Here is a 6,000-nt window from a genome sequence, read left to right on the forward strand (position 1 = left end):
TTCAATACGAATATGACAATCTTGTGTCAATCCATGTGACGCTTTATGTGACAGACATCAGGCGCAGCACCCCATCCGATCGGGCGGGAACCAGATGCTGAACGAAGAGTTTTGTTGCATTGGTCCAGGTGAAATCCAGCGCCCTGCGACGGGCCTCGTGACGCGGCACAGCCAATGCGGCCTGGCATGCCGAGAGCAGATCGGCATGCAGAACACCGCCCCGCACGCCTTGTGGTTCCAGAGCACCCAGGACTTCCTGCGGACCATCCACCGGAAACGCCGCCACGGGGGTTCCGCAGGACATGGCCTCCAGCATGACCAACCCAAAGGTCTCTGAGCGGCTGGGAAACACGAACACATCGGCACAGGCATACAGTGCCGCAAGGGATTGCCGGTCCAGCAGGCCCATCCACCGCACCTCGGGATAACGCTCCTTCAACCGGTGCTCCAATGGGCCCACGCCACACACAATCTTGGTGCCGGGCATCCGGATCTGCAGGAAGGCCTCGATGTTCTTTTCGTACGAAATTCGCCCCACATACAGGCTCACGGGATGGGCCAATGCGCCAACCAGGGGGCTGGGCGAAGCCTCCCCCTGGAAAGGGAACGCCTGCGTATCCACACCATGGGTCCATTGGCGCAAATTGCGAAACCCACGGCGCTCCAGCATTTGCAGGACTCCTTGCGTGGGCACCATGACTCCCGAGGACGGACGATGGAAGTGCCGGAACAATGCATAGCCCCATGCCAGTGGAATACGCAAGGCTGCATGCAATATTTCAGGAAATCGCGTGTGAAATGCCGTGGTGAAAGCCAGCTTGTGGCGCAGACAATAGCCCCGGGCAGCCCATCCAAGAGGCCCCTCCGTGGCGAGGTGAATGGCGTCCGGCTTGATGGCGTCCATGGCGCGCCCCAAAGACGCTGCCGGTCGAACCGCGAGATCGATGCCCGAATAGCCGGGACAAGGGCGGGTACGAAACTGACCTGGGTGAATCACATGGACTTCGTGCCCCAGCCCCTGCAGTTGCTGCACCAACTCCACGAGAGTGGTCACCACCCCGTTCACCTGCGGATGCCATGCATCCGTCACCAGAACAATCTTCATGCAAGCAGTTCCGAGACCGGGGCTACAGATGGCACGGCGGGCCGGGCAGGCCATTGCAACAACTCCAATCGACCGTCCAGATGCTCCACCAGTGCAGTACGACTCTCGACCCAGTCGCCATCGTTGCAATACAGGATGCCGTCGATCTCCCGCATTTCTGCGCGGTGGATATGCCCGCAAACCACGCCATGGTGCCCCCGCCGGTGCGCCTCTGCCGCAACGGCGATCTCGAAGTCCGTTACATAATTGAGCGCTTTTTTCACCTTGCCCTTGAGATAGGCCGACAACGACCAGTACGGCAAGCCCATGCGCGCACGCAACGAATTGAGGTGCCGGTTGAGCTTGAGAGTGAACTCATAGAGGTTATCCCCCAGATAAGCCAGCCACTTGGCACACTGGATAACTCCATCAAAGTAGTCACCATGGGTGACCCAAAGCTGGCGGCCATCGGCCGTCAGGTGCACGGCATCGGCAAGCACTTCGATACCGCCGAACGAATGGCCGACGAATGCGCGGGCAAATTCATCATGGTTGCCCGGCACGAACACCACGCGACATCCCTTGCGGGCACTGCGCAACAGTTTTTGGACCACATCGTTGTGGGCCTGCGGCCAAAACCATCTGCGACGCAACTGCCACCCGTCCACGATATCCCCAACAAGATAAAGCGTTTCGCTGGGGTGATGCTTGAGAAAATCCAGCAGCGCCGTTGCCTGGCAGCCCGGAGTCCCGAGGTGCAGATCGGAAATGAACACCGCCCGGAAACGGTGCGGCTCGGGCACATGCACGTCACCCGGATGGCTGGCGACTCCGTCCATGCCCAAGGCAGCCCCCCACGGTCCCAAGGCGTCGAACGCCGTACGCATCAGACCCCCAGAAAGTGCTTGCGATAGCGGGAGGGCAGATCGGCAATGCGCATCAGCATCGGCAGGTCGGCCGTATTGAAATCCGGATCCCAGGCCGGAGCCCCCAGAACCCTGGCCCCCAGGCGCAGATAGCCCTTGATCAAGGCAGGTGGCTCGATCAGCAGAGAACCATCAAGCTGCTCCACCGGCAATGGCAACCGGGGCCGCACATGGAAATCAATGGGCGCCATGTGGGTCTGGCGCAATTGCTGCCAGATACTGGCTGCCGCATCCCCGCTCACCACGCCGTTGTGCAGCATCGGAATACTGGCGCAGCCGATCATGGTGTCGAGCTGGTTGCGCACCATGAAGTCCGCCAGCGCTCCCCACAGGGCCAGAATGACACCCCCATGGCGGTGGTCCGGATGGACACAGCTGCGGCCCAGCTCGACCATACGGGGGCGCAAACTGCGCAAGCGGGTCAGATCGAATTCATTGTCGCTGTAGGTCCCCCCCACACGCTTTGCCTGTGCCGGGGTGAGCACCCGGTAGGTGCCGATCACCTGCTGGCTTGGTACATCGCGCACCAAAAGATGCTCGCAGTAGTCGTCAAACAGATCCACATCGTGGCCCGGCAGGGTCGTTGCCAGCCGCGCGCCCATTTCTGCGGCAAAGACATCGAAGCGCAGTCGCTGCGCCTGACGCACCTCATCCAGGTGCCGCGCCCAGCCCACCTGGATATTGCCCTGCACCTGCATCAACGGGGCAACGCTGCTTTGGCCCTCTTTGCGCGCATGCGCGCCCCCGGTTGGCGGTGAAGCAGGCAACAGCGGCAGGTTGGTCAACTCATTCATGGAACGTCTCCGAGGCAGGAAAATGGTTTTCTCCGGAAATCGCTACCCATCCGGGCACCGCTTCCTCGCAAAGCAGTGTGAAAGCCTCCCGTGACAACTCCATGTCGTTGCCATGTCGATTGCATGACATGTTGCCCACAAAACAACGGCGGCACCAGGCAACCGCCGCTATCAAGACGGTCTCGGCGACCAGAGCTTGCCCTGCGGTCACCCAACACTTGCGACGGGCTCAGCAGTGCCATCAAGAGCGGGAGCGAAATGCCGCAGCTCCCTGCTCCAGGTTTCTCGTGCGGATCCTGAGAGCCTGTTGACGATCTCGCAGGGGATCGCGTTGGAGCGCCATCGGGATGAGTGGATGCTTCGGGTGCGCCGCATGGGCTCGTGCCCATGCCAGCAGCCGGGGCGCCAACACTCCAAGTACATCGGCCCGATTTCGCTCCAACCCTTGGGGCAGCGGTCTTTGCGGGCGGTCTGCGGCGTTGCGGCGCTTGTGGATAGCCGGGCTATCCACTGCGCACCGCGCCTGGCATCCCATCGCGCAAAGACCGCTGCGCGAACCCTGGGAGATCATGAACAGGTTCTTAGACAAATGCAGCATAATGATGCGACTTTTTAGGCCGTATCTGATATGAATCTGCACCAATTCCGATTTGTTCAAGAGGCCGCGCGCCGCAACCTCAATCTGACCGAAGCAGCCAAGGCCCTGCACACTTCCCAACCGGGCGTGTCCAAGGCGATCATTGAGCTGGAAGAGGAACTGGGGATCGACATCTTTGCACGCCATGGCAAACGGCTCAAGCGCATTACAGAGCCAGGCCAGCATGTCCTCAAAAGCATAGAAGTCATCATGCGTGAGGTGGGAAACTTGAAGCGCATTGGCGAGCAGTTCAGTGCGCAGGACAGTGGAACGCTGTCTATCGCAACAACCCACACCCAGGCCCGCTATGTACTGCCCGTACCAGTAGCGCGGCTGCGAGAGGCATACCCCAAAGTCAACATCAGCCTGCACCAGACCACGCCTGACCAGGTCGCCCGCATGGTCATTGATGAAGTGGCAGAAATCGGCATGGCCACCGAGTCGCTGGCCGACTATCCCGAATTGGTGACCCTGCCCTGCTATGAATGGCAACATGTATTGGTGCTTCCCCCCAACCATTCGTTGATCCATAAAGAACGCATTGGCCTGGATGACATAGCCCATGAACCACTCATTACATACCATCCCACATTCACAGGTCGGGGCAAGATTGATCTGGCTTTTGCAACCAGGCGCCTGCAGCCTCGCATTGCGCTTGAAGCCATAGACTCAGACGTGATCAAGACTTATGTCCGGCTAGGCCTGGGCATAGGCATCGTGGCAGAAATGGCCATGCGTGACGACCCGGTGGGTGATCTGGTGGTACGCCCCGTGGGACATCTTTTCGGTCAAAGCGTAGCACGCGTGGCTTTTAAGCGCGGTGCCTATTTGCGCAACTTTGTCTATAAATTCGCCGAACTGCTCAGTGACCGTCTGAGTCGCGAATTGATCGCCCGTGCCATGACTGGGCATGTCAACGATTACGAGCTCTGATCAGTCGGCAGGGTTTTCCCATCGTCCATCTCGTCCGCCCTCTCCCTATGACCAATACGTTGCAGAAATCACTCACCCCCACATTTCCGAGCAAGCTGCCCCACGTTGGCACGACCATTTTTACCGTCATGTCGGCATTGGCCGCTGAGCATGGTGCTGTTAACTTGGGCCAGGGATTTCCTGATTTTGAATGTGATCCTGCCTTGGTAAACGCTGTGACCCAGGCCATGAAGAACGGTCACAACCAGTACCCGCCGATGCCTGGCATTTCTGCGTTGCGCGAAGCAGTTGCTCTGAAAATTGAAGCACTACACGGTCGAAAATACAACGCAGCCACGGAAATAACCATCACGGCAGGAGCCACTCAGGCGATCTTCACAGCCATTCTTGCCATTGTGCATGCAGGCGATGAAGTCATCGTGCTCGACCCCTGCTACGACAGTTACGCGCCCAATATTGAATTGGCGGGTGGCACCGTTGTTCGCGTACCTCTTACCCCAGGGACTTTTCGGCCTGACTTTGATCGCATCGGCGCAGCAATCACACCACGTACCCGCGCGCTCATCATCAACAGCCCGCACAACCCGAGCGCTACCATCTGGAGTGCCGCGGATATGCAAAAACTACAGGATCTGCTGGCGCCCACCAACATTCTGCTCATCAGCGACGAAGTCTACGAGCATATGGTTTTCGATGGCGCCGAACACCAGAGCGCAGCCCGTTTTCCGGGGCTTGCCTCTCGCGCGTTTGTCGTATCCAGTTTTGGGAAAACTTTCCATGTCACAGGATGGAAGGTCGGGGCTGTCGCAGCACCCGCATCGCTCACTGCCGAATTCCGCAAAGTGCACCAATTTAATGTATTCACCGTCAACACTCCGATGCAACATGGACTGGCGGAGCATCTGAGAGATCCAGCACCTTATCTGCAACTGCCAGCTTTCTATCAGGCCAAACGCGATCTGTTCCGCCATGGACTGGAAGGCTCCCGCCTGAAACTGCTACCCAGTACGGGCAGCTATTTCCAGTGTGTCGACATTTCTGAAATAAGCCGTCTTCCTGAGTCCGATTTTTGTCAATGGCTCACACGCGAAGTGGGTGTTGCAGCTATCCCTCTCTCTGCTTTCTATGGTGATAGTTTCAACCAAGGTGTGATCCGCTTTTGTTTTGCCAAAAACGATGAAACCCTGCGTGAAGCAATTACACGTTTGCGAAAACTCTAAGAAGGCAAGCGGGATGGATTGTAAGGTTGAAGGACCGACAGTTTCCCGCCTCCATAAGAAACGAATATGTTTGCTGCCAGAAAGCAGAAACGCCCCACTCAAATGCTGAGTGGGGCGTTACTGGGCTGTAAGAGCCTGACGATGACCTACTTTCACACGGGAACCCGCACTATCATCGGCGCAAAGTCGTTTCACTGTCCTGTTCGGGATGGGAAGGAGTGGGACCAACTTGCTATGGTCATCAGGCATAACTTGTTGCTGGGCAGTTCCTGGGAACTACCTGGCGAATTCATAGAGTCTGGAATCAGATTGTGTGTTTTTTGACTGCGTCTAACTTGGCATAACAGACTCTGAAGCTTTGCACGCACCCGTTGGGGTCTGCGCACTGGCTATCAAAGTTATAGGG

General features: G+C 58.0%; 5 protein-coding genes and 1 rRNA gene. 2 read left to right on the forward strand and 4 right to left on the reverse strand.

All coding sequences use genetic code 11. From position 1 onward, the window contains the following. Positions 1-43: 43 nt before the first annotated feature. From K225_RS0112910 to K225_RS0112920, 3 genes are read right to left on the reverse strand one after another with little or no spacing between them, the layout of a single operon-like run. Positions 44-1,105, reverse strand: a complete 1,062-nt coding sequence (locus K225_RS0112910) for a glycosyltransferase family 1 protein (protein WP_026436811.1) — start codon at positions 1,103-1,105, stop codon at positions 44-46. Continuing rightward, complete coding sequence (locus K225_RS0112915) at positions 1,102-1,923, reverse strand: UDP-2,3-diacylglucosamine diphosphatase (RefSeq protein ID WP_369794860.1); 822 nt, start codon at positions 1,921-1,923, stop codon at positions 1,102-1,104. Before K225_RS0112915 ends, K225_RS0112910 begins: the two co-directional genes overlap by 4 nt. A gap of 47 nt (positions 1,924-1,970) precedes the next feature. Continuing rightward, positions 1,971-2,804: a GNAT family N-acetyltransferase gene (locus K225_RS0112920; RefSeq protein ID WP_026436813.1), complete on the reverse strand. Its 834-nt coding sequence runs from the start codon at positions 2,802-2,804 to the stop codon at positions 1,971-1,973. A 628-nt stretch (positions 2,805-3,432) separates the two neighbouring features. Here K225_RS0112920 and K225_RS0112925 point away from each other — a divergent pair. After that, positions 3,433-4,374, forward strand: a complete 942-nt coding sequence (locus K225_RS0112925; RefSeq protein ID WP_026436814.1) for a CysB family HTH-type transcriptional regulator — start codon at positions 3,433-3,435, stop codon at positions 4,372-4,374. Positions 4,375-4,421: 47 nt separating this feature from the next. Next, positions 4,422-5,594 (forward strand): pyridoxal phosphate-dependent aminotransferase, encoded by a 1,173-nt coding sequence (locus K225_RS21755; protein WP_081679683.1) that lies wholly within the window; start codon positions 4,422-4,424, stop codon positions 5,592-5,594. A gap of 133 nt (positions 5,595-5,727) precedes the next feature. Here K225_RS21755 and rrf read toward each other — a convergent pair. Then, a 5S ribosomal RNA gene (rrf, locus tag K225_RS0112935) occupies positions 5,728-5,840 on the reverse strand. Between the last annotated feature and the right edge of the window lie 160 nt (positions 5,841-6,000).

The sequence above is a fragment of the Acidovorax sp. JHL-9 genome (assembly GCF_000426205.1).
GTDB classification, from domain to species: domain Bacteria; phylum Pseudomonadota; class Gammaproteobacteria; order Burkholderiales; family Burkholderiaceae_C; genus Acidovorax; species Acidovorax soli.